Annotated in this window: 18 protein-coding genes; 6 read left to right on the top strand and 12 right to left on the bottom strand. The window is 71.7% G+C overall.

Annotated elements, in window-relative coordinates; translation table 11 throughout:
* Positions 1 to 55: 55 nt before the first annotated feature.
* The 6 genes from pdxS to pgsA form a co-directional block, all read right to left on the bottom strand.
* Complete coding sequence (gene pdxS, locus ACW9TB_RS24995; RefSeq protein WP_344749964.1) at positions 56 to 970, bottom strand: pyridoxal 5'-phosphate synthase lyase subunit PdxS; 915 nt, start codon at positions 968 to 970, stop codon at positions 56 to 58.
* Positions 971 to 1,120: 150 nt separating this feature from the next.
* Positions 1,121 to 2,140 carry a DUF3048 domain-containing protein gene (locus ACW9TB_RS24990; protein ID WP_472750489.1) on the bottom strand — a complete coding sequence of 340 codons (1,020 nt, stop codon included), beginning with the start codon at positions 2,138 to 2,140 and terminating at the stop codon, positions 1,121 to 1,123.
* A 114-nt stretch (positions 2,141 to 2,254) separates the two neighbouring features.
* Entirely contained in the window at positions 2,255 to 2,794 is a 540-nt protein-coding gene (locus ACW9TB_RS24985; protein WP_472750488.1) for a LemA family protein, read from the bottom strand.
* Complete coding sequence (locus ACW9TB_RS24980) at positions 2,791 to 3,987, bottom strand: glycosyltransferase family 4 protein (protein WP_472750487.1); 1,197 nt, start codon at positions 3,985 to 3,987, stop codon at positions 2,791 to 2,793. Before ACW9TB_RS24980 ends, ACW9TB_RS24985 begins: the two co-directional genes overlap by 4 nt.
* Complete coding sequence (locus tag ACW9TB_RS24975) at positions 3,984 to 4,928, bottom strand: phosphatidylinositol mannoside acyltransferase (RefSeq protein ID WP_472750486.1); 945 nt, start codon at positions 4,926 to 4,928, stop codon at positions 3,984 to 3,986. The genes ACW9TB_RS24980 and ACW9TB_RS24975 overlap by 4 nt, the downstream gene beginning before the upstream one ends.
* Positions 4,929 to 4,940: 12 nt before the next feature.
* Positions 4,941 to 5,558 (bottom strand): phosphatidylinositol phosphate synthase, encoded by a 618-nt coding sequence (gene pgsA, locus ACW9TB_RS24970; RefSeq protein ID WP_472750485.1) that lies wholly within the window; start codon positions 5,556 to 5,558, stop codon positions 4,941 to 4,943.
* Positions 5,559 to 5,836: 278 nt separating this feature from the next.
* Between pgsA and ACW9TB_RS24965 the strand changes: the two genes are divergently transcribed.
* The 3 genes from ACW9TB_RS24965 (at position 5,837) to ACW9TB_RS24955 (ending at position 12,095) form a co-directional block, all read left to right on the top strand.
* The gene (locus ACW9TB_RS24965; protein ID WP_472750484.1) at positions 5,837 to 7,969 is read left to right on the top strand and encodes an elongation factor G-like protein EF-G2; all 2,133 of its coding nucleotides are present in this window, start codon (positions 5,837 to 5,839) and stop codon (positions 7,967 to 7,969) included.
* Between the two features lie 173 nt (positions 7,970 to 8,142).
* Positions 8,143 to 9,747 (top strand): glycoside hydrolase family 10-like protein, encoded by a 1,605-nt coding sequence (locus ACW9TB_RS24960; RefSeq protein WP_472750483.1) that lies wholly within the window; start codon positions 8,143 to 8,145, stop codon positions 9,745 to 9,747.
* Positions 9,748 to 9,842: 95 nt separating this feature from the next.
* Positions 9,843 to 12,095 (top strand): hypothetical protein, encoded by a 2,253-nt coding sequence (locus ACW9TB_RS24955; protein ID WP_472750482.1) that lies wholly within the window; start codon positions 9,843 to 9,845, stop codon positions 12,093 to 12,095.
* On the opposite strand, the gene ACW9TB_RS24950 is transcribed toward ACW9TB_RS24955, so the two are convergent.
* Positions 12,038 to 12,589, bottom strand: coding sequence for an HIT family protein (locus ACW9TB_RS24950; RefSeq protein ID WP_362846648.1), 552 nt, complete (start codon positions 12,587 to 12,589; stop codon positions 12,038 to 12,040). The genes ACW9TB_RS24955 and ACW9TB_RS24950 overlap by 58 nt on opposite strands.
* 174 nt (positions 12,590 to 12,763) lie before the next feature.
* Here ACW9TB_RS24950 and ACW9TB_RS24945 point away from each other — a divergent pair, with 174 nt between their 5' ends.
* The gene (locus ACW9TB_RS24945; protein ID WP_472750481.1) at positions 12,764 to 13,519 is read left to right on the top strand and encodes an Asp23/Gls24 family envelope stress response protein; all 756 of its coding nucleotides are present in this window, start codon (positions 12,764 to 12,766) and stop codon (positions 13,517 to 13,519) included.
* Positions 13,520 to 13,605: 86 nt separating this feature from the next.
* Here ACW9TB_RS24945 and thrS read toward each other — a convergent pair whose 3' ends face one another.
* The gene (gene thrS, locus ACW9TB_RS24940) at positions 13,606 to 15,573 is read right to left on the bottom strand and encodes a threonine--tRNA ligase (RefSeq protein WP_472750480.1); all 1,968 of its coding nucleotides are present in this window, start codon (positions 15,571 to 15,573) and stop codon (positions 13,606 to 13,608) included.
* A gap of 69 nt (positions 15,574 to 15,642) precedes the next feature.
* Complete coding sequence (locus ACW9TB_RS24935) at positions 15,643 to 16,248, bottom strand: glycoside hydrolase family 25 protein (RefSeq protein ID WP_472750479.1); 606 nt, start codon at positions 16,246 to 16,248, stop codon at positions 15,643 to 15,645.
* 93 nt (positions 16,249 to 16,341) lie between these two features.
* On the opposite strand from ACW9TB_RS24935, the gene dapD reads away from it, so the two are divergent.
* Together dapD and ACW9TB_RS24925 are read left to right on the top strand one after the other, a co-directional pair.
* The gene (gene dapD, locus ACW9TB_RS24930; RefSeq protein ID WP_472750478.1) at positions 16,342 to 17,319 is read left to right on the top strand and encodes a 2,3,4,5-tetrahydropyridine-2,6-dicarboxylate N-succinyltransferase; all 978 of its coding nucleotides are present in this window, start codon (positions 16,342 to 16,344) and stop codon (positions 17,317 to 17,319) included.
* A 213-nt stretch (positions 17,320 to 17,532) separates the two neighbouring features.
* Complete coding sequence (locus tag ACW9TB_RS24925; RefSeq protein WP_472750477.1) at positions 17,533 to 18,150, top strand: hypothetical protein; 618 nt, start codon at positions 17,533 to 17,535, stop codon at positions 18,148 to 18,150.
* Positions 18,151 to 18,332: 182 nt separating this feature from the next.
* Here the strand turns inward: ACW9TB_RS24925 and ACW9TB_RS24920 are convergent, their stop codons facing one another.
* The 3 genes from ACW9TB_RS24920 to recQ all read right to left on the bottom strand — a co-directional run bounded on the left by ACW9TB_RS24920 (position 18,333) and on the right by recQ (position 22,189).
* A complete protein-coding gene (locus ACW9TB_RS24920) occupies positions 18,333 to 19,229 on the bottom strand; it encodes an LLM class F420-dependent oxidoreductase (protein ID WP_472750476.1) in 897 nt (298 codons plus the stop codon).
* Positions 19,230 to 19,496: 267 nt separating this feature from the next.
* Positions 19,497 to 20,159 (bottom strand): potassium channel family protein, encoded by a 663-nt coding sequence (locus tag ACW9TB_RS24915; RefSeq protein WP_472750475.1) that lies wholly within the window; start codon positions 20,157 to 20,159, stop codon positions 19,497 to 19,499.
* A gap of 140 nt (positions 20,160 to 20,299) precedes the next feature.
* Complete coding sequence (gene recQ, locus ACW9TB_RS24910; protein WP_472750474.1) at positions 20,300 to 22,189, bottom strand: DNA helicase RecQ; 1,890 nt, start codon at positions 22,187 to 22,189, stop codon at positions 20,300 to 20,302.
* Positions 22,190 to 22,304: the final 115 nt, after the last annotated feature.

Here is a 22,304-nt window from a genome sequence, read left to right as displayed (position 1 = left end):
TCACAGAGATCGCCTGCTTCCCGGGCTCCTCCCGGGTCTCCCGGAGCCGCCCGCGCTACCAGCCGCGCTCGGCGAGCCGGTGCGGGGCCGGGATGTCGTCGACGTTGATGCCGACCATGGCCTCACCCAGACCTCGGGAGACCTTCGCGATGACGTCGGGGTCATCGTAGAAGGTGGTGGCCTTGACGATCGCGGAGGCGCGCTCGGCGGGGTTGCCTGACTTGAAGATGCCCGAGCCGACGAACACGCCCTCGGCGCCGAGCTGCATCATCATCGCCGCGTCGGCCGGGGTGGCGATGCCGCCCGCGGTGAACAGCACGACCGGCAGCTTGCCGGTCCTGGCGACCTCGGCGACCAGCTCGTACGGCGCCTGGAGCTCCTTGGCCGCGACGTAGAGCTCGTCCTCGGGCAGCGAGCCGAGGCGCTTGATCTCACCCCTGATCTTGCGCATGTGGGTGGTGGCGTTGGAGACGTCGCCGGTGCCGGCCTCGCCCTTGGAGCGGATCATCGCCGCGCCCTCGGTGAGGCGGCGCAGCGCCTCGCCCAGGTTGGTCGCGCCGCAGACGAAGGGCACCGTGAACTGCCACTTGTCGATGTGGTTGGCGTAGTCGGCCGGGGTGAGCACCTCGGACTCGTCGATGTAGTCGACGCCGAGCGACTGGAGCACCTGGGCCTCGACGAAGTGGCCGATGCGGGCCTTGGCCATGACCGGGATCGAGACGGCGGCGATGATGCCGTCGATCATGTCGGGGTCGCTCATCCGGGAGACGCCGCCCTGGGCGCGGATGTCGGCGGGCACCCGCTCAAGGGCCATCACGGCGACGGCGCCGGCGTCTTCGGCGATCTTGGCCTGCTCGGCGTTGACGACGTCCATGATGACGCCGCCCTTGAGCATCTCTGCCATGCCGCGCTTGACCCGGGCGGTTCCGGTGACGGTCGTCTCGCTGACTTCGGGCGTGCTGCTGGACACGGTCTCTACCTCACGACGGCTGGCTGCGGGTCACGGGCCGTCCGGGGGACGGCCACTACGCTTCCATCGTAGGTGCTGGCGGCCTGCCCCCTTACCTGACGTCCTGTCACCCTTGGGCGATCTTCTTGGACAGGATGGCGGACTCGCGCCTCAGGGAATGACGGGTTTGGCGGAGGCGAGCACGACCCAGACCTGTCCGGGGGCGAAGTTCATCGGGTCGCCGGTCTCGGTGGTGAAGACGGTGCCGTCCTTCTCCTTGGGCCGCGACCAGCGGGCCTTGAACGCCTGCCCGTCGCGGAGCACGATCGCCTTGCCCTTGCCCGTGCTGTGCACCAGCGGGGTGTAGCTCTGGTTCTTGTCGTGGAACTCCGAGCGCTCGGTCTTGGTGTACTGCACGACGATCGTGGGCGCGCCGAGCTGGCCGCCCTCGGCCGCCATGTCCTTCTTGCCGTCCTGCCAGATCAGCCACTTGCCCGCCGCCTTCGACCAGCCGAAGGTGAAGCTCGCCGCCGGGTATTTCACGCTGTAGGCCTTGCGCGGCACGCCGCCCTCGGCCGGGGCGTCGCCGAAGGTGAACCCGATGTCCTTGGCCTTGCTCGCCTTGGGCGCCCCGGCCAGCAGCTGCCGGGTGTTGGCGAACAGGTTGTAGGGGGCGAACCGCCCCGGCTGGCGGAAGTACGCGCCCGGCTGCCTGCTGTCGGAGACGTCGAAGAGCGGGGCCTCGGCGATGAAGGGGAGCATCTTGGTCTGCGCGCCCGAGTAGGCGAAGGCGGGCCTGCCGAACTGCGGGACGATGTGCAGGTCGGAGATGCGGGCGCTGCGGACCGGGCCGATCTTGGCCGGGATCTTCGAGGAGAAGACCGCCATCAGGCGGGTCAGGCCCGCCTCGACCTGCTCGACGTAGACGATGTCGGCGCTCTTCAGGCCGAGCTGCGGCTTGCCCGCCGAGGTGTTCTCGATCTTCGCCGTGAGCACCGCCCTGCGGGCCGCGCCGGGCAGGCCGGTGAAGGGGTGCGTCGGCTCGGGCGTGGGGGTGGGGGCCACGCTCGGCTCGTCGGCCGCGCCCGCCGGGGTGCCCGGCGCGGCCGGATCCTCGGAGGAGCAGGCGGCGGCCGGGGCCAGGATCGCGACTCCCGCCAGCGTGACGGCGATCATCCGGGGCACCCGCACGGCTCATCTCCTCAAGTCGGCCACTCGGTCATTCGGCCACTCAGTCATGAATCGCCAAGAGCTTACCTGTGTCCGACTTGTCAGATACTCCGGTTTATGTAGGCCTATTTCCCCTTATTCGGCGGCCAGTGCCTTCGGGGGCGTGTCGTCGATCTCGAAGAAACCCGGGTACTCGGTGTGCCCCGCCAGCCGCAGCGTGCGGGCCAGCCAGCGGCGCTGCGCCGTCCGGGTGACGCCCACCGCGTTGTTGTAGAACCGGCGGGAGTAGAGGACCTTGGCCACCGCGGCGTCCAGCTCCTCCAGCAGGTCGGACCCCGCCGGGGTGTCGGCCAGCCGGTCGCGGAAGCGCTCCTGGTCGACGACGGCGCGCAGGGCGCGCGACAGGTCGCTCTCGGCGTGCTCGCGCTCCTCGGGACCGGCCGTACGGGCCTCGTGGGCCGCCGCGGCCAGCACCAGGCTCGTCGCCGGGTCCAGCAGCCGGGAGGCCGCCAGCTCCAGGCTGACGGCGGTGCGCCGCACCAGGGCGGCGTCCAGGGACTCGCGGGCCAGCTCCAGCCGGATGTGCATCCGGTCGAGCCGCCCGGCCCGCCAGGAGATGTAGACGGCGAGGAGCACCACGATCGCGCCCACCACCAGGATCAGCGTGGTCGTCACGGCGTGCCGTCCCCCTCGGTCCCGACGACGGCCGCGGCCCCCGTCACATCCGCAGCCCCCGTCACTCCCGTCACGGAGTCCTCCTCGACCCCGGCCGTGCTCGCCACGGTCTCGTAGACCCGCAGGACGTCGCGGGCGACCGTCGACCAGTCGTACTTGCGCACGGCCTGGCGGGCGGCCTCCGACAGCCTGGCCCGGCGCGCGGGGTCGTCGAGCAGCGCGGCGGCCTCGCGGGCGAGCGACGCGGCGTCGCCCGTCTCGAACAGCGCCCCCGCCCCGCCGTCGTCGAGCACCTTGCGGAAGGCCGGGATGTCGCTCGCCAGGATCGCCGCGCCGGCCGACATCGCCTCGGTCAGCACGATGCCGAAGCTCTCGCCGCCCAGGTTGGGCGCGCAGAAGACGTCGACCGTGTGGTAGGCGCGCACCTTGTCCTCCTCGCTGACCATGCCGAGCAGGCCGATCCGGTCGTGGAAGGCGGCCGGGACCCGCTCCAGCACCTCGTCGGCGTCACCGGGCCCCGCCAGGAGCAGTCGCAGCCCCGGCCGCTCGGCGGCCAGCAGGGCGAACGCCTCCAGCAGCACCGGCAGGCCCTTGCGCGGCTCGTCCATCCGGCCGAGGAAGCCGATCACCTCGCCCTCGTCCCAGCCGGGCAGCGGCTCGCCCTCGTCGTAGCGGCTCACCGTCACCCCGTTGGGGATGAGCACGGCGTCGCCGCCCATGAACTCGACCAGGGTCTTCCTCGCCGCGTCGGAGACGGCGATCCTGCCGCCGATCTTCTCCAGCGCGCTCATGATGACCGGCACCCCGACCGAGAAGGACCGGGAGTTGCCGTACGAGGCGTGGAAGGTGGCCACGATCGGCCCCCTGGCCACCCAGCAGGCGAGCAGGCCCAGCGAGGGGATGGCGGGCTCGTGCACGTGCAGCACGTCGAAGCGGCCCTCGCGCACCCAGCGGCGCACCCGGTTCGCCGACAGGAACCCGAACGACATCCTGGCCACCGACCCGTTGAAGGGCACCGGGACGGCCCGGCCCGCCGAGGTCACGTACGGGGGCAGCTCGGCGTTCTCCGCGGCCGGGGAGATCACCGAGACGTGGTGGCCGTCGGCCATGAGCGCCTCGGCCAGGTCGCGGATGTGCACCTGGACGCCGCCCGGCACGTCCCACGTGTAGGGGCAGACGATGCCGATCCTCATGCCCCTGTCTCCCCGGGCGTCTCCCTGGGCTCCCTGGGCTCCAGGTCTTCGAGCCAGAGGCGCTGGAGCATGTGCCAGTCCTCGGGGTGCTCGGAGATGCCCTTCTCGAAGACGGTGGCGAGGCTCTGCATGACGACGGCCACCTTCTCCTTCCTGGTGCCCTCGGCCGGGATCGCGATCTCCTCGTGGAACTGCAGCCCCCAGCCGCTCCCCTCGAAGTAGGGGATCGCCGGGATGAGGGCGGCCCCGGTGTGCACGGCCAGCAGGCCGGGACCGGCGGGCATCCGGGTGGCCGCGCCGAAGAACTGCACCTCGACCCCGCCCGAGGTCAGGTCGCGCTCGGCGGGCAGGGCGACCGGCAGGCCCGCGCGCAGGCGCTGCGCCAGGGTGCCGAAGGTGTGGCCGTCACCGCCGGTGAGCGGCAGCACCTCCATGCCGAGCCCCTCGCGGAACGCGGTGTAGCGGTTAAACAGCGACTCGGGCTTGAGCCGCTCGGCGACCGTGGTGAACGGGTGGCCCGTCCCGGCGAACCAGGCGCCCGCCTGGTCCCAGTTGCCCATGTGCGGCAGGGCGAGGATCACGCCGCGCCCCCTGGCGAGGTTGTCGTAGACGGGCTCGGTCCCGGTCACCCGCATCCGGGCGACGATCTCGTCCATGGGGATCGAGGGCAGCCGGAACACCTCGTGGAAGTAGCGGAAGTAGGAGCGCATGCCGTCGCGGCTGAGCGCCCGGATCGCCGGGTCGCCGGGCGAGGTGCCCTTCACCCTGGCGAGGTTGGCCTCAAGCCTGAGCACCGACTTCCCCCGGCGCCTCCACAGCCGGTCGGCGGCGGCGCGGAAGGCCCAGGCGGTGAGCCGCTCGGGCAGCCGGGGCACGACCGTCCAGCCGGCGCCGAAGGCCGCGGCGACGAGACGGTCCTGGGGGGAGGGCTTGTCGGTCATCGATCTTTCCGATCAGCGGAGGGTCCGGGGCGGGGTGGAGACGGCCTGCCGGCGTACGTGCAGCAGTCGCTGGCCGACCGTGACCGCGCTGGCGGCGGCGAGCAGCCAGAGCCCCGCGGCCAGGATGTACGGCACGCCGAGGCCGCCGAGACCGGCCGAGACCAGGCCCACCACCAGGCGTTCCGGCCGCTCGGCGAGGCCGACGTCGCACGTCATGCCCAGCGCCTCGGCCCTGGCCTTGACGTACGAGACCACCGCCCCCGCGACGAGGCAGAAGAGCGCGACCCCGGCCAGCACCCGCTGCCCGCTCACCACGAACCAGAAGATCAGCCCGGAGAAGATGCCCGCGTCGCCGACCCGGTCGAGGGTGGAGTCGAGGAAGGCGCCCCAGGTGCTTCCCGGGCCCGTCATCCTGGCCATCACCCCGTCGAGGAGGTCGGCCAGCACGAAGAAGGTGATCACCACCGTTCCGACGAACAGCTGGCCCCGAGGGTAGAAGAACAGGGCCGCGGCGACGGTGCCGAGCGTGCCGGCGGCGGTGACCGCGTTGGGGCTGATCCCGCGGCGGGTGAGTGCCCTGCCCAGCGGGGTCAAGAGCCTGGTGACGGCGGGGCGCAGAAGTTTCAGCATGGCGCTCCGATCGTAGGCCACCCGGCCCTCGGGCGCGCATCGGCGGCGGGCGGCGGCGAGCCGCGGGAGAACGGTGTCCGCGGGCCGCCGGGGACGACCCGGATACGTAGCGATCAGGTCTTCCTCTCGCAAGAGGATCGCCCCATCCCTCTTGTGATATTCGCCACATGGGTATTTGGTGAACAGACCGAGTACACGCGATGAGCGAACTCGGCAGCGGACCCCGGGGGTGTGGCCCCACCAGGCCGCGCCCCTTCGGCAACGACGCGGGAGGCGATGTGGCGGAAAGAGCAACCGGCGGAACAGCGGGAGCCGCGGGGAGGGCACCCGCGGCCGACCGGCCGGGCATGATACGAAACGTCGTGCTGGTCGGCCATTCCGGTGCCGGGAAGACAACACTCGTGGAGGCGCTGCTGGCCGCGACCCGGACCGTCCAGCGGTCCGGCAGGGTCGAGGACGGCACGACCGTGAGCGACTTCGACGAGGTCGAGGTGCGCCAGCAGCGCTCGGTGAACCTGACCGTGGCCCCCGTGATCCACAACGACATCAAGATCAATCTGCTGGACACGCCCGGCTACGCCGACTTCGTCGGCGACCTGCGCGCCGGGCTGCGCGCGGCCGACGCGGCGCTGTTCGTCGTCTCGGCCGTCGACGGCGTGGACGGCCTGACCAGGATGCTCTGGGACGAGTGCGCGGCGGTCGGGATGCCCCGCGCGGTCGTGATCACCAAGATCGACCACCAGCGGGCGAACTTCGAGGACGTCCTCGCCGCCTGCCAGGACGCCTTCGGCGACGGCGTCTCACCCCTCTACCTGCCGGTGGTGACCAACGGCAGGGTGAACGGCCTGATCGGCCTGCTGAGCCAGCGGTTCTACAACTACGCGACCGGCACCCGGACGGAGAACTCCCCGGGCCCCGCCTACGCCGACCAGATCGAGCTCTACCGGGGCGCCCTGATCGAGGGCGTCATCCAGGAGAGCGAGGACGAGTCCCTGATGGACCGCTACCTCTCCGGCGAGGAGATCGACACCAAGGCCCTCGTCGAGGACCTGGAGAAGGCCGTCGCGCGCGGCGGCTTCTACCCGGTGCTGGCCGCGGGGGCCGGGGTGGGCGCCCTGGAGATCCTGGAGCTCATCACCCAGGGGTTCCCCTCCCCGCTCGAACACCCCCTCCCGGAGATCATGTCGATCGGCGGCGAGCCCGTCTCCGGCGTCACCTGCGACCCCGAAGGGCCCCTGGTCGCCGAGGTGGTCAAGACCACCAGCGACCCGTACGTGGGCAGGATCAGCCTGGTACGGGTCTTCTCCGGCACGCTGCGCCCGGACATGACGGTGCACGTCTCCGGGCACGGCCTGGCCGACCGAGGGCACGAGGACCACGACGTGGACGAGCGCATCGGCGCGCTCTCCTCACCGCTGGGCAAGCACCAGCGCACGACCGCCAAGTGCGTGGCCGGGGACATCGCGGCGGTGGCCAAGCTGTCGCGCGCGGAGACCGGCGACACCCTGTCTGACCGGGAGAACCCGCTGCTGATGACGGCCTGGACCATGCCGGAGCCGCTGCTGCCCGTGGCGATCCAGCCCAGGTCCAAGGCCGACGACGACAAGCTGGGCCAGGCGCTGCAGCGGCTGGTCGCCGAGGACCCCACGCTCAGGCTGGAGAACAACCCCGAGACCCGCCAGCTCGTGCTGTGGTGCATGGGCGAGGCCCACACCGACGTGCTCCTGGACCGGCTGAGCAGGCGGCACGGCGTGGAGGTGGAGAAGACCGAGCTGCGGGTGCCGCTCAGGGAGACCTTCGGCGGCAGCTGCCAGGCCCTGGGCCGCAACGTCAAGCAGACCGGCGGCCACGGCCAGTTCGCCGTCTGCCATCTGGAGGTCGAGCCCCTGCCGTCCGGCGGCGGCTTCGAGTTCGTGGACAAGATCGTCGGCGGGGTGGTGCCGCGCCAGTTCATCCCCTCGGTGGAGAAGGGGGTGCGCACCCAGATGCAGCGCGGCGTGCTCGCCGGGTACCCCATGGTGGACGTGCGGGTCACGCTGTACGACGGCAAGGCCCATTCGGTCGACTCCTCCGACATGGCGTTCCAGATCGCCGGGGCGCTCGCGCTGAAGGAGGCCGCGGCCAAGGTGCCGACGCTGCTGCTCGAACCGGTCGACGAGGTGTCCATCCTGATCGCCGACGACCACGTCGGCGCGGTGATGTCCGATCTGTCCTCGCGCAGGGGCCGGGTGCTCGGCACCGAGCCGGTGGGCGTCGGGCGCACCCTGGTCAGGGCCGAGGTGCCCGAGCTGGAGATCACGAGATACTCGATCGACCTGAGGTCCATGTCGCACGGGACGGGGACGTTCCGGCGGGTCTTCCTGCGGTACGAGCCGCTTCCCTCGCATCTCATGGACAAGGTCACCGGCTGACTTCGGTGACGCGGTGACGTGGTGACGCGTGTGCCGGACGGTGCCTCGCCTGGCAGGACGGACGCACCGTCCGGCACACGCCTCCCAGCATGCACTTATGTAACAGAGTCATCACGAAAGGATTTCTTTTTTCCGGTCAAAGCACACCGGTGCTGGTGCCACACTGGGGAACCATGCGAATCGGACGCCCTCTTCTGGCCGCTGCCGCCCTCGCCGTCCTGACCACGGGAGCCGCCTACACCTTCGGCCCCGAGGCCGCGCCCGCCCGGCCGAAGGCCGCGAAGAGCTCGGAGATCTCGGGTGAGCCGGTCGACGCGACGACGGGCGCGACGACCGCCGCCTCGGCGTCGGCGCGCTGCGACGTGGACGCGAAGTACCCCAAGCGGCAGCTGCGCGGGGTGTGGATCGCCACGGTCAAGAACATCGACTGGCCCTCGCGCACCGGCCTGTCCCCGGCCCGGCAGCAGGCCGAGTACGTCAGGATCCTCGACAACGCGGCCAAGCGGCGGTTCAACGCGGTGTTCGTCCAGGTCCGTCCCGCGTCCGACGCGCTGTACAAGTCGGACCTGGAGCCCTGGTCGCAGTATCTGACCGGCACGGCGGGCAAGGATCCCGGCTGGGACCCGCTGCCCTTCCTCGTCGCCGAGGCCCACAAGCGCGGCCTGGAGTTCCACGCCTGGTTCAACCCCTACCGCGCGGCCCCCGACGGGAACCTGTCCAAGCTGCCCGCGAGGCACCCGGCCCGGCTCCACCCCGACTGGATCGTGAAATATGGGGATCTGGCCTACTACAACCCTGGGCTGCCCGCGGTCCGCGACTACGTCACCAAGGTCGTCAAGGACGTGGTGACCCGCTACGACGTCGACGGGGTCCACTTCGACGACTACTTCTACCCCTACCCCGTCGCGGGCGCGACGTTCGCCGACAGTGCCGCCTTCGCCAAGTACGGCAAGGGCGCCAAGCTCGCCGACTGGCGCCGCGCCAACGTCAACAAGCTGATCGCGCAGGTCGACAAGGCCGTGCACGAGGTCAGGAACAGCGTGAAGTTCGGCGTCAGCCCGTTCGGGATCTGGCGCAACAAGGCCGAGGACCCCAGCGGCTCGGCCACCGGCGGCATGTCCGCGTACGACTCCATCTACGCCGACGCCCGCCACTGGATCAAGAAGGGCACGGTCGACTACGTCATCCCCCAGCTGTACTGGCCGCGTGGGTTCAAGATCGCCGACTACGACGTGCTGATGCCCTGGTGGGCCAACGAGGTCAAGGGCACCGGGGTGCAGCTCTACATCGGCCAGGGCCTGTACCGCGTCGGCACCACCGACACCGCCGCCTGGACCAGGCCCGGCGAGATGTCCTCCCACCTGACCCGCAACCGCAAGTACGGGCAGATCTCCGGCGACGTCTACTTCAGCGCCAAGCAGCTCTCCACCAACCCGCTGGGCGCGCTCGACCGCGTCGTCAAGGACCACTACGGCCGCCCGGCGCTGCTGCCGCTGATGAGGGACCGTGGCGGCCAGGCCCCGGCCAAACCCGCCGACGTGCGGCTCCAGGGCACCTCGCTCAGCTGGAGGAGCTCCCCGGACGCCCGCTCGTACGCGGTCTACCGGATCGCCTCGGGCAAGCCCGGGGAGTGCGCCACCGTCGACGCCCGTAACCTGGTCGCGGTCGTGCCCGCCGCGGCCGGAGACCGCCAGGCCTTCACCGCGACGGGCGGCGGCGCCTATCTGGTCACCGCCCTCGACCGCCTGCAGAACGAGAGCGCCCCGAGCGGGACGTGAGAACCCGGCCCAGCCGGTCCCCGACCGGCTGGACCCATGACACGATCTTCCCCTACGGTGCCAGCACTTGGCAGGAGCTGAAGGGGAGGTCGTTCGTGAAGCGGACGCTTGTCGCGTTTGCGGTGGTGCTTGGCCTGCTGTGGCCGGGGGCCGCGCAAGCCACCACGCAGACGGACGGACGGGTGGTGCTGATCGGCATTCCCGGCCTGCGGTGGAGTGATCTCAGCCCCACCGCCACCCCGAACCTGTGGCGGCTGGCCGGGCAGAGCGCGGTCGGCTCCCTGTCGGTCCGCGCGGTGGGCAGGGTCACCTGCCCCTACGACGGGTGGCTGACGGTGTCGGCCGGGGTGCGGTCCGCGGTCGGCTACGGCTGCGGGCTGCCCCCGCAACCCGAGACGGCCGGGGCGGGCGCGGTCATCCCCGACTACGACTACCTGCACCGGGTCGCCGGGCAGCGCAACGCGGGCGCCCTCGGCGAGGCCGTCCACGCCGCCGGTGAGTGCACGCTGGCGGTCGGCCCCGGGGCCGCGCTGGCGCTGGCCGACCGCTCGGGCAGGGTCGACGAGTACGCCCCCTCCCCCGAGCGGGTCCGCGCCGACGCGCTCACCCGGTGCCGGGTGACGGCCGTCGACGTCGACGACCTCATCAAGCCGTACGTGACCGGCGGCCGGCTGGCGCGGGAGGAGGACAGGCTCACCGCGCCGGAGCGGGACGCGGCCCTGCGCCTGGCCGACACCAAGGCCGGGGCGGCGCTGACCATGCTGGCCGCGCTGCCGGGGGACGTCAGCGTGCTGCTGGCGGGCCTGTCCGACCACGGCGGCAACCCGCACCTGCGGGTGGCCATGATGCGCGGCGGAGACGTCTCCGGCCGCTTCCTGGGGGCGGCCTCCACCCACCGCGACGACACCACGATCCTGCCGGACATCACCACGACGATGCTCTCCCTGGCGGGGATCGCGACGCCGCCCGGCGTGATCGGGGCGCACTGGCAGGCCGCCGGGAGGAGCACCGGCGGCACCGAGGCGGCGCGGGTCGAGCTGGAGCGGGCCGACGTGGCCGGGGAGACGATCAGGAACGTGGGCGGGATCTTCTTCACCTCGGTCGCGGTGCTGCAGGTCGCGTTCTACCTGACCGCCTTCCTGCTGCTGCGCCGCAGGCGGGGACTGACCGGCATCCGCGTGGCCGCGATCGTGCTGGCCTCGGTGCCCGTGTCGACGTACCTGGTGAACCTCACCCCCTGGCACCACGCGGGATCGCCGGTGCTCTCACTGGTCGGCGGGATCGCCGGGTGCGCGCTGCTGCTGGCCGTGATCGCGCTGGCGGGCCCCTGGCGCCGGGCGCCGCTCGGGCCGCTGGCGGTGGTGGCGGGGGTGACCGCGACGACGCTGGCGGGCGACCTGCTGACCGGGACGACCCTGCAGCTCAACAGCGTGATGGGCTACAGCGCCGTGGTCGGGGCCCGCTACTACGGGCTGGGCAACATCCCGTTCGCGCTCTTCGCCACCTCGGTGCTGCTGCTGGCCGCCACGATCGCGCACCGGCTGACGCGCGGCGACCGCGCGGACACGCCCGGCCTCGCCGACACGCCCGGCCTCACGGACACGCCCGGCCTCGCGGACACGCCTGACCTCGCGGACGCGCCGACGGACCGGTCGGCGAAGCGGCCCTCGGGCGGGAGCCGGGCGGGCATGGTGGCCGCCGCCGTCGTGGCGGTGCTGGGCGGTTTCGCGATGATCCTGGGCGGCTGGCCGGGCGTGGGCAGCGACTTCGGCGGGGTGATCGCGTTCGTGCCGGGCATCGCGGTGACCGCGCTGCTGATCGCGGGCAGGCGGGTCTCGATCGTCAAGCTGGGCGCGTTCTGCGTGGCGGGCGGCGTCATCGTGATGTCCATCGCCTACCTCGACTACCTGCGCCCGCCGGGCTCGCAGACCCACCTGGGCCGCTTCGTCGGCCAGGTGTTCACCGGCGAGGCCCTGGAGGTGATCGGCCGCAAGTTCGGCGCGATGCTGAGCACGCTGCTCAACCCCAACCTGATGCCGGTCGTGATCGCCGCGGTGGCGTTCCTCGTCTACGCGCTGCTGCGTCCCGAGCAGGCGACCGCGGGGGTGCTGCCCGCCGCGTTCGCGCACTCCCCCGCCCTGCGGGCCGGGCTGATCGGCACCCTGGTCAGCGGGGTGGTCGGCATGCTGGTCAACGACTCGGGCGCCGCGGTGCTGTCCATGGCGCTGGCGCTCGCCGTGCCGCTCACGCTGTCGGCGGGCATCAGTGCCCTGGACGGCGGCGCCCCGCGCTACGACGACCCGGGCCAGGACCCGGCGAGCAACTCCCTGGTGTCGCGCAGCAACTGAGGAAGCACCCTGGTCTGACCGACGACGGGCATGAAGTTGGTGTCGCCGCCCCACCGGGGCACCACGTGCTGGTGCAGGTGGGCGGCGATCCCGGCGCCCGCCACGCCGCCCAGGTTCATGCCCACGTTGAAGCCCTGCGCGCCGCTGGCCTTGCGCAGGGCCACCAGCGCCCGCCGGGTGAAGTCGGCGAGCTCGAAGGTCTCGGCCTCGTCCAGGTCGGTGTAGTCCGGCACGTGCCGGTAGGGGCAGACCATCAGGTGGCCGGAGTTGTACGGGTAGAGGTTGAGCAGCGCGAAGACCGTCTCCCCCCGGGCGACGATCAGCCCGTCCTCGTCGCTCATGCGGGGGATCTCACAGAACGGGCAGCCGTCCTCGGGGCCGGAGCCGGTCGGTTTGCTCGCCCCCTTGATGTAGGCCATCCGGTGGGGGGTCCAGAGTCTCTGGAACGCGTCCGGTGTCCCCGCTCCGTGCTGCGCCTCCGGCTCGTTGCTCATGGTCGCCAGCATATTGCCACGCCGATCCCCGCCGTCTTGCGCCTCCCCCGGGCATCCGGGCCCGGATGCCCGGTATGGGACGCGCGGCGTATGTCACACGGTATTGACGGACGAATGCGGTGGATTTCCGGCAGAATCCCCCCAGCACGTCCACCGACAGCCGAGGAGTAACCCATGACCGACGTCTCCGTCGAGGAGCCGACCGAGGAGACCGCGTCCCCCGGGTCCCCCGCGCCTTTCACGTCTTCCGTGCCTTCTGTGTCGTCCTCCGCGGAGACGGGCGGGAGGCCCAGCCGCCCGTTCTCCCTCAGCCTGTCCCTGTCCGACACCGCGGAGCCCCCGGCGCCCGCAGTGCCCACAGGGCCCGCGGGCGAGCCTGTCGCCTCCCAGGGCGAGCCCTTCCTGGCCGTGGTCGAGGCGCTCCCCGAGCCGTCGCCCGCGCCCGAGGCGCCGGACGACACGATCTCCCTCTCCCCCGTCAGGACGGCACCGGCCGCGAAGATCCCCGCGCCGTCCCCCGTCTCCCCGGTGTCCTCGGCCGTGGTGAAGGGCCGGATCAAGGTGGCCGACGAGGTGGTGGAGAAGGTCGCGGCCCTCGCCACGCTGGAGGTCGCGGGGGTCGCCGAGCTCGGAGGCGACGCCGCCCGCGCGATGGATCCGGCGCGCGAGCGCGCGGGCATCGCCAGGCGCGGCCCCCGGGGCGTCAACGCCCACGTACAGGACCGTACGGCGGCCGTGGACGTGGCGATCGTGGCGGAGTACGGGCACGTCGTGATGGACGTGGCCAACGAGGTCAAGACCAACGTGGCCCGGACCATCAGCCGGATGCTGGGCATGCGGGTCGTGGAGGTCAACGTCGACGTGGAGGACGTCCGCATGCCGGGCGAGACCGGATCCGAGGCTCCCGCCGGGCCCGGAGCCGACGCGTAGGAGGCCGAGAGGCCCCGGAACGACGTACGGGGGCGCGAGAGCCCCCCGTACGCCCGTGGGCAGCCGAGGCCGCCCACGGGGAGGGCTCAGACCTGGAGGCGGCGCTCGATCGCGTCGACGATCTCGGCGATCGCCTCGTCGACCGGCACCCCGTTCTTCTGCTCGCCGTTGCGGAAGCGGAAGGAGACCGCGCCGTTGGCGATGTCGTCGTCGCCCGCCAGGAGCATGAAGGGCACCTTGGACTTCTGCGCGTTGCGGATCTTCTTCTGCATGCGGTCGTCGGAGGCGTCGACCTCGATCCTGATGCCCCGCTCGCGGGCCTTCTTCGCCAGGTCCTGAAGGTAGGGCGCGTGGGCCTCGGCGATCGGGATGCCGACCACCTGGACCGGCGCGAGCCAGGGGGGGAACGCGCCCGCGTAGTGCTCGACCAGGACGCCGAAGAAGCGCTCGATCGACCCGAACAGCGCCCGGTGGATCTTGACGGGCCGCTGGCGGGTGCCGTCGGCGGCCTGGTACTCGAGCTCGAAGCGCTCGGGCAGGTTGAAGTCGAGCTGGATCGTCGACATCTGCCAGGTGCGGCCGATCGCGTCGCGCGCCTGCACGGAGATCTTGGGGCCGTAGAAGGCGGCGCCGCCGGGGTCGAGGACGAGCTCCAGCTTCTCGGACTCGGCGACCTCGCGCAGCGTCTCGGTCGCCTCCTCCCACACCTCGTCGGAGCCGACGAACTTCTCCGGGTCCTTGGTCGACAGCTCCAGGTAGAAGTCGTCGAGCCCGTAGTCGCGGAGCAGGTCGAGCACGAAGCGCAGCAGCGACTTGAGCTCGTCGCGCATCTGGTCGCGGGTGCAGTAGATGTGCGCGTCGTCCTGCGTCATGCCGCGCACCCGGGTCAGGCCGTGGATGACGCCGGACTTCTCGTAGCGGTAGACCGCCCCGAACTCGAACAGCCGCAGCGGCAGCTCCCGGTAGGACCGCCCGCGCGACTTGAAGATCAGGTTGTGCATCGGGCAGTTCATCGGCTTGAGGTAGTACTCGGCGCCTTCGAGCTCCATGGGCGGGAACATCCCGTCCTTGTACCAGTCGAGGTGGCCGGAGATCTCGTAGAGCTTGCTCTTGGTGATGTGCGGGGTGTTGACGAAGGAGTATCCCGCCTCCTCGTGCCGCTTGCGCGAGTAGTCCTCCATCACGCGGCGGATCACGCCGCCCTTGGGATGGAAGACCGGCAGGCCCGAGCCCAGCTCGTCGGGGAAGGAGAACAGGTCGAGCTCGACGCCCAGCTTGCGGTGGTCGCGCTTCTCGGCCTCCTCCAGCATGTGGAGGTACTCGTCCTGCTTCTCGCGCGACTCCCAGGCGGTGCCGTAGATCCGCTGGAGCTGCGGGTTCTTCTCGCTGCCCCGCCAGTAGGCGCCGCCGGAGCGCATCAGCTTGAACGCCGGGATGGACCGGGTGGTCGGCACGTGGGGGCCCCGGCACAGGTCCTTCCAGCGCAGCTCGCCGGTCTTGGCGTCGAGGTTGTCGTAGATGGTCAGCTCGGCGCCGCCCACCTCGACGCTCTCCTCGTCGCCCGCGCCGCCCTTGAGGCCGATCAGCTCCAGCTTGTACGGCTCCGAGGCGAGCTCCTCGGCGGCCTGCTCGTCGGAGACGGGCCTGCGGGAGAAGATCTGCCCCTGCTTGACGATCTCGCGCATGCGCTTCTCGACGCGCTTGAGGTCCTCGGGGGTGAACGGGTCCTTGACGTCGAAGTCGTAGTAGAAGCCGTTCTCGACCGGCGGGCCGATGCCCAGCCTCGCCCCCGGGAAGATCTCCTGGACGGCCTGGGCCATGACGTGCGCGGTGGAGTGGCGGACGATGGCGCGCCCGTCGGGGCTGCTCGCGGCGACCGGCTCGATCACGTCGCCCTCGGCCACGTGGGCCGCGAGGTCCTTCAGCTCGCCGTTGGCGCGGGCGGCCACCACCGAGCGGCCGTCGGCCTCCAGCGCCTCCCCGTACGTCGTGCCTCCCGCCACCACACGCGCGGCTCCGGCGAGGGTGATACGAAGTTCTGGCACGGCGGACACTGTTGCTCCCTGGGAGACGTCGACGAATGGTCTGGGGATCGATGCTACCGGTGCCGGCAACGCGATTTCTCAGGCGTCGCGGCTCCGGCGGTAGCCCAGGGAGGTCAGCTCGGCCCGGGTGCCGCGGAAGACGTTGCGGTCGACGGGTTTGTTCGAGTGCTGATGGATCGTCCACCTGTCCCACGGGCTCGGCACCTCCGGCCTGCCCCGGGGATGGTCGGGCGCGGCGATCCACAGCGGGTAGGGCTCCAGCCCGGCGCAGTTGCCGTTGCGCGCGAACGACAGGAACGTGTAGACCACCGGCTTCACCCCGGCCAGGGCGACGATCGCCTGACACCAGCTGCGGGCGAACCGCGCCACCCGGTGCGCCGGGAGGTGGTCGTTGGTCTCCAGGTCCAGCGCGAGCAGGTCCCCCCTGCGCAACCCTCCGGCCCGCCGCACGATCCGCAGGAAGTGCACCGCCTGCGCCTCGGGATCTCCGGCCGGACGGGCGAAATGGTAGGCGCCGCAGACGATCCAGCTCTCGCGCATGCCGTTCCAGTTGGTGCCGAACCACTTGTCGGTGAAGGTGCTCCCCTCGCTGGCCTTGGCGAAGGCGAAGGAGACCCCGCCCCTCGCGTACGCGCCCCAGTTGACGGCGCCCTGCCAGTTCGACACGTCGATCCCCTGCAACATGGCGGCCACGCTAACCGCCGGGCGCCCCGGGCACACGCCCGACGCTCCCTCGGCGTACTGCCATTGCGGCTGCTTTGGCTAGGCTTGGTCGGCGTGAACGCAGCAGCCCAGACCTCCGGCGCGTACGCGGCCGGCATCGCGACCATGACCTCCGGCGGGACCGTGCTCGACACGTGGTTCCCGTCCCCGCAGCTGGGCGAGCCCTCCTCGCCGGGCACCACGCGGCTGACCGAACGGGAGGCGGTCGAGGAGCTCGGTTCCGGGGTCGCCGCGCTTCTCGGCCCCGACGAGGACCGCGGCGTGGAGGTGGTCGCGGTACGCACCGGCATCACCAAGCTGTCGGAGGCCCCGGCCGACGCCCACGACGCCTACCTGCGCCTGCACCTGCTGTCGGCGCGGCTCGTCCAGCCGCACGGCCAGAACCTGGACGGGCTGTTCGGCCTGCTCAGCAACGTGGTGTGGACCAACCACGGCCCGTGCGCCGTCGAGGGCTTCGAGCAGGTGCGGCTCCGCCTGCGCGCCCGGGGGCAGGTGACCGTCTACGGCGTGGACAAGTTCCCCCGGATGGTCGACTACGTGCTGCCCACCGGCGTACGGATCGCCGAGGCCGACCGGGTCCGCCTCGGCGCGCACCTGGCGAGCGGCACGACCGTGATGCACGAGGGTTTCGTCAACTTCAACGCCGGGACGCTCGGCACCTCCATGGTCGAGGGCCGCGTCTCGGCGGGCGTCGTCGTGGGCGACGGCTCGGACGTCGGCGGCGGCGCCTCGATCATGGGCACCCTGTCCGGCGGCGGCAAGCAGGTCATCTCCATCGGGCGGCGCTGCCTGCTGGGCGCCAACAGCGGCGTCGGCATCTCCCTGGGCGACGACTGCGTCGTGGAGGCGGGCCTCTACGTCACCGCCGGGACCAAGGTGGCCCTGCCCGAGGGGCGGGTGGTCAAGGCGGCCGAGCTCTCCGGCGCCTCCGGCCTGCTGTTCCGCCGCAACTCCACCTCGGGCGCGGTCGAGGCCGTGCCCCGCGGCGGGACGAGCGTGGAGCTCAACAGCGTCCTGCACGCCAACGACTGACCGTCGTCTCCCGCGTCTCATGCCCGGGAGGTCCGCCGTGGGCGCGGTCCGCCGGGACGCCGCCGGAAAGGCCGTCCGGGTCGCTCCTCGCGACCCGGGGGCCTCAGCTGGCAGGGTGGCCCCACGGGCCCCACGCGGGCCCGCGGCCCTCATGTCGACGCGAGTGCCTCATCGGAGGCTCGGGAGCGGGCTCTTCGCGCTGGAAGGATGTAGATGACCGGTCAGGAGACGGCGGGCGACGGTGAGAGCGCGGCGGGGGCGGCGGCCCGGTGGGTGACCGGGCTGTTCGCGCCGCAGGTGCTGGTCATCGGGCTGCCCCCGCTCGTCGGGCTGATGGCCGACGGCTGGCCGGGCGCGGCCTGGGGCCTGGTGGCCTCGGCCCTGTGCGGCGGGATCCCGGCCCTGGTGATCCTGTCCGGGGTCCGTTCCGGGCGCCTGGACTCCCACCACCTGGTCGACCGGGCGAGCCGGACGGTTCCGCTGCTGGTGGCGGTCGCGGCGGTGGTCGTCGCGCTGACGCTGCTGATCCTCCTGGGCGCGCCCCGGCTCCTGGTGGCCACGGTGACCGCGATGCTGGCCGCGCTCGTGGTGACGGTCCCGATCACCCTCTGGTGGAAGATCTCCTTCCACGCGGCCGTGTCGGCGGGCACCGTGGTGGTCCTGGCCCACGTGCTGCCGCCCGTGCCCACGCTGGTCGCGGGCGCGCTGGTGGTGGCGACGGTGTGCTGGGCGCGGGTCAGGCTCACCCACCACACGCCCGCCCAGGTCGCCGCGGGGACCGTCACCGGGGCGGGGACGGCCTGGGCGGCCCTGAGCGCCTTCGGCGTCTGAACGGGGCGGGCCCCGCGTGGGGCGCCCCACAGGAAAGGGACCTCCCCGCGCGAGGGGCCTCCACGGGAAAGCGAGGGGCCCGGAGACGTGGAGACCTCCCCTGCCTGCGGGGCCGGAGGCGGGTGTTCCGGCCGGAGACGATCGTCCGGGCCGGAGACCCCTCGGCCCCGGAGCCGGGGCCCTCAGAAAAGGCTCTTGAGGAACTCCCTCGTCCGGGTGCCCCGGGAGAACTCGGCGGCGACGAAGTCGGTGACCCCGGCCTTGGCGAGCGCCTCGATCCGCGCCGACACCTCGTCCTCGTCGCCGATGATCGCCACGTCCGCCGGGCCCTCGGCGCCCTCCCTGTCGAGCACCGCCCGGTACGACGGCAGCTGGCCGTAGATCTCGAACCGCTCGGCGGCCAGCGCCCTGGCCTCCTCCGGGTCGTCGGTGACGCAGACGGGCAGCGCGCACACGATCCTCGGCGCGGGACGTCCGGCGGCCCGCGCGGCCTCGGTGACGGCGGGCACCACGTGTTCGGCCACCGTCCTGGTACCGGTCATCCACAGTACGGTGCCGTCGGCCATCTCCCCGGCCAGCCTGAGCATCCTCGGGGCCAGGGCGGCGATGAGCACGGGCATGTCCTTCGGCCCCGGTATGTTCAGCCCGATCTGTCCCGTGAGGGTCTCCCCCTGGAAGGCCGCGTTCTCCCCGCGCGCGAGCGGCATCAGGATCGACAGGTACTCGCGCATGTGGCGGGCGGGCCGCTCGAAGCTCATGCCGTACATGCTCTCGATCACGACCTGGTGCGAGAGCCCGATGCCGAGGGCGAGCCGCCCGCCGAGGGCGGCGTTGACGGTGAGCGCCTGCTGGGCGAGGGCCGCCGGATGGCGCGGGTAAGTCGGGACGACGGCGGTGCCGAGCTCGATCCCGGGAACCTGGCCCCCGGCCACGGCGAGCACGGTCAGGGCGTCGAGGTCGAACACGTGCGACACCCAGACGGAGGAGAAGCCGTCGTCGGCGGCGCGGGCGATGCGCTCCCGCAGGTCGCCGAACGCGTCGGGTTTCCGGGAGCCGTTGATGAACAGTCCGAATCGCATCGCTACCGAACTCCATTCTAGTGAGTTCGGCCCAGTCTAGATCGATCATGGGCGGCGGGGGACCCGGAATCTCCGGAAAATCCGGATGTTCCAGGAGGACTCAACCGAGCGGGAACCCGGCGTCCCCGACAAGGACGGGCGTACACCCAGGAAGGGCTCAGGGGAGGACGGGCGTACGCCCAGAGAGGACTCAACCAGGTGGGAACGGTAACCAGGCGTACGCCCAGGGAGGGCTCACGAAAAGACGGGCGTACGCCCTGGGAAGGCTCACGGGAGCTCGGTGAACCGCTCCACCTGCTCGATCTTGCCCGCGATGACGATCACGTCCCCGTACCCCAGCACGGTCCCGGCGTCGGCGTAGGTGAACTCGTCGTACTGGCCCTTCACGCACACGACGGTCACCCCGTACTTGCGCCGCAGGTTGGACTCGCCCAGGGGCACGCCGACGTACTCGCGGGGCGGGCGGGTCTTGACCACCGCGTAGTCGCCGTCCACCTCCATGTAGTCGAGCATCCGCCCGTTGAGCAGGTGGGCCAGCCGCTCCCCCATCTCGTGCTCGGGGAGGATCACGTGGTGGGCGCCGACCCGCTCCAGGATGCGGCCGTGCTCGCGGCTGATCGCCTTGGCCCAGACGTCCTCGATCTCCAGCTCGACGAGCAGGGACGTGGTGAGGATGCTGGACTCCAGGTCGGTGCCGATGGCGACCACCGCCCGGTAGAAGTCGGGCACTCCCATCTGCCGCAGCGCCTCGATGTCGGTGGAGTCGGCGACGACGACGTGGGTGAGCTTCCCCGCCAGGCTCTGCACCACCTTGGGGCGGCTGTCGATGGCCAGCACCTCGGTGCCCCTGCGGAACAGCTCGACCGCCAGGGAGCTGCCGAAGCGGCCGAGCCCGACGACCACCACCGGATCGTTCCTTCTGTCAGCCAACGATCGTCCTCTTTTTTCGGGAGTCCGCAGCCGCGGGGGGATCCGTCAACGCGAGAAGCCCGGAGGCGGACGACAGCCTCCAGGCTCCTGTGTGCGTCTCACTGCGCGGGCCCTTGAGCCCGAATTCGGCTGATTCTACCTCAGGGGAACTCCAGAAGGACTTCCTCGCCACCGGAATCGCGGCCGGTTCCGGCGAGGGTGTCGAGGACCTGCTGACCGTACTTGGCCAGCTTGTTCTCCCCGACCCCGCTGACCGTGCCCAGCTCGGCCAGGGACGAGGGGGCCCTGGTCGCGATCTCGCGCAGGGTCGCGTCATGGAAGATCACGTACGCGGGCACGCCCTGTTCCTTCGCGGTGGCCCCGCGCCAGGCGCGGAGCAGCTCGAACACCGGGGCCGCCTCCTCCGGCATCTCGACGGGCTCGGCCCGGCGCGAGGTGGAGCCCTTGGCGGGCCTGGCGGCCTTCGGCGCCCTCTCCGGCTCGCGGCGCAGCGGGACCTGGCGTTTGCGGCCCAGGACCTCCGCGCTCGCCTCGGTCAGCACCAGCGTGCCGTAGTCGCCCTCGACGGCGAGCAGCCCCTGGGCCAGCAGCTGGCGCACCACCCCGCGCCACTCGGCCTCGCCCAGCTCCGTGCCGATGCCGAAGACCGTCAGGCCGTCGTGGTCGTGCTGGATGACCTTGGCCGTCTTCTTCCCGAGGAGGATGTCGATGATCTGCCCGGCGCCGAACTTCTGGCGGCGCTCGCGCATGAGCCGGAACACGGTCGACAGCACCTTCTGCGCGGCGACCGTGCCGTCCCACGACTCCGGCGGCGACAGGCAGGTGTCGCAGTTGCCGCAGGCGGTGCCCTCCTGGCCGAAGTAGGCGAGCAGCCGCGTACGGCGGCACTCGACCGCCTCGCACAGGGCCAGCATGGCGTCCAGGTGGGCGGCCAGGCGGCGGCGGTGGGCGTCGTCGCCCTCGGAGGTGTCGATCATCTTGCGCTGCTGCACGACGTCCTGGAGGCCGTAGGCGAGCCACGCGGTGGAGGGCAGGCCGTCGCGTCCGGCCCTGCCGGTCTCCTGGTAGTAGCCCTCGACGGACTTGGGCAGGTCGAGGTGGGCGACGAAGCGCACGTCCGGCTTGTCGATGCCCATGCCGAACGCGATGGTGGCGACCATGACGAGGCCGTCCTCACGCAGGAATCGGGCCTGGTTGGCGGCGCGGACGCGGGAGTCGAGTCCCGCGTGGTAGGGCAGCGCCTCGATGCCGTTCTGCACCAGGAACTCGGCGATCTTCTCGACCGAGTTGCGCGACAGGCAGTAGACGATGCCCGCGTCCCCGGCGTGCTCGGTGCGCAGCAGCTCCAGCAGCTGCCGCTTGGGCTCGTTCTTGGGGGCGATGCGGTACTGGATGTTGGGGCGGTCGAAGCTCGCCACGAAGTGGCGGGCCCCCTCCAGGCTCAGGCGGGAGGCGATCTCGGCGTGGGTGGCCTCGGTGGCCGTCGCGGTCAGCGCGATGCGCGGCACGTCGGGCCAGCGCTCGTGCAGCGCGGACAGCGCGAGGTAGTCGGGCCGGAAGTCGTGCCCCCACTGGGCCACGCAGTGCGCCTCGTCGATGGCGAACAGCGAGATCACCCCGCTGTCGAGCAGCCGCAGCGTCGCGTCGACCCGCAGGCGCTCCGGCGCCAGGTAGAGCAGGTCCAGCTCGCCGGAGAGGAAGGCCGACTCGACGGCGCGGCGCTCCTCGAAGTCCTGGGTGGAGTTGAGGAACCCGGCCCGTACGCCGAGCGCGGTCAGGGCGTCGACCTGGTCCTGCATGAGCGCGATGAGCGGCGAGATCACCACTCCGGTGCCCTTCCGCACGAGGGCGGGGATCTGGTAGCACAGCGACTTGCCGCCGCCGGTCGGCATGAGCACGAGGGCGTCGCCACCGGAGACGACGTGCTCGATGATCTCCTGCTGGCCCGCCCGGAACGAGTCGTAGCCGAAGACGCGCTGCAGGACCCGCGACGCGTCACTCACCTCGGGGCCGTTCTCGGGGGAAACCATCGGGACATTGTACGAGGATCTTCCCGCTGGTCGGCGGCGAACAGGCCAACGGGAAAAGGTGCCGCCGGGAGGGTCGGACCTCCCGGCGGCACCGGCACCACGGTTTTCCCGCGTC

This window comes from Streptosporangium sp. H13245 (assembly GCF_055690525.1).
The sequence above is the reverse complement of the archived record's forward strand: the minus strand, read 5'-3'. Positions and strand labels throughout refer to the sequence as shown.